Origin of the sequence: Kribbella sp. NPDC050820 (assembly GCF_040653975.1) — a bacterium.
GTDB lineage: Bacteria > Actinomycetota > Actinomycetes > Propionibacteriales > Kribbellaceae > Kribbella.
In genome coordinates, this window is record NZ_JBFAHB010000174.1 from 1 (window position 1) to 1,289 (window position 1,289).

Annotated in this window: 1 protein-coding gene; it reads right to left on the reverse strand. The window is 63.3% G+C overall.

Going from position 1 to position 1,289, the window contains the following annotated elements:
• Positions 1–282: 282 nt before the first annotated feature.
• Positions 283–960: a hypothetical protein gene (locus AB0H36_RS48070; protein WP_360539130.1), complete on the reverse strand. Its 678-nt coding sequence runs from the start codon at positions 958–960 to the stop codon at positions 283–285.
• Positions 961–1,289 lie beyond the last annotated feature (329 nt).

The window sequence follows — 1,289 nt, forward strand, 5'->3', positions numbered from 1 at the left end:
TCGCAAGTCCCAATCTCCCAGCACGCAAGGGCATTCTCGCGTTACGGCACGCTCACCCCAGCCAACTCACCCCAGTCCATCGGTGGATCCAGGCTAAGCGACGGATCGAGGCAGCGCTCTCGACCGACTCCCCAGGCGGCCTGAACTTGCGTGTACCTGAGAGGACGGCCGACCGGTAGTAGGTCGCATCCGGACATGACGATTGCTGACCCGCCTCTGACCTGCGTTCAACAGGTCTGAGGCGGGTTCTTCAGCCCATCGCCGCCGTCTGAAGTGGCTGCGTCACTGGCCACACCCCTTCCGCGGAGTTGCTGAGGCTTCCTTGCAGAACACTCCCTGGAACTCGCGTAATGCAGCGTTAGCAGCGTCAAAGTTGAACGGCGTCTCCGTCCCCGCATCGTCGATGCCGCCTGCGGCGCGACTGACCGCCAGGTTCGCCCGCCAAGCGTCGTCGCTGCCATAGACGTAGATCAAATCGGCCTGCTTCAAGAACGAGGTTTCCGCGGTCGCTTCTTCGGAGCTGAGCTGGTCCTGCATAGCTGTAATGCGATCTGCGTCCCTGCGGATGATCGCGATCCGTGCAGCTGGCGCTCTTGCAGCGATGGCGGCCTCAAGTGCTCGCATGCGTACGGCGGCCACCTTGTCCACGTTCGTCATCGCTCCCCGGGCCTTCAGGTAGGACCGTGCCGCGGCGAGATACTCAGCGTAGATCTGCGACCGCTTCTCTCGGCTCTCCTTCTCCCGGTCCTCATCTGCGCTAAATCGCGTGGCCGACCAGGTTCCCCACGCCGCGATCATCGCCACTACGAGCGTGATCGCACTGGACACAAGTGCTGGCTTTACCCAGGCGCGTCTGTCCTCGCGACCGTGAGCTTCCCGGAGGTCGTTCAACTCGCTCTTGATGTCCCGCAACTCGCGTTGAGACGCAGCCCTGCTACGGAATGTCGTCGCGCTCGTCATTCAGGCCCCCTGGTTGATCCATGCTGCGTAGCCGGCCCCGGTGAGCACCAGGACCGACACCCCTGAATGATGTCGGATCCGTCGCAAGGCGGCATCCCGTCCAGGCGAGGGACCCAGCAGGCGCACTCGATCGGCTCCCGCGAGCTTCCTCACTTTGGGACGTATTCGGGAGGGACATCCGTAGATCGCCGGTGACAGCCGGACACAGCCGGACAGCATGAGACAGGCCCTGAGCTGCGTTTCCGCAGGTCATCCCTGAAGGAGCGGGGCCGGTCAAGAGGTGCTTTGACCGGCCTTTGTTCTTCTCCGCTGGGTCTGGGACACGTCGA

What these genes read in the sequence shown, in the direction of transcription:
- AB0H36_RS48070 (WP_360539130.1), bottom strand. Translation starts at nt 960, where the DNA reads ATGACGAGCGCGACGACATTCCGTAGCAGGGCTGCGTCTCAACGCGAG.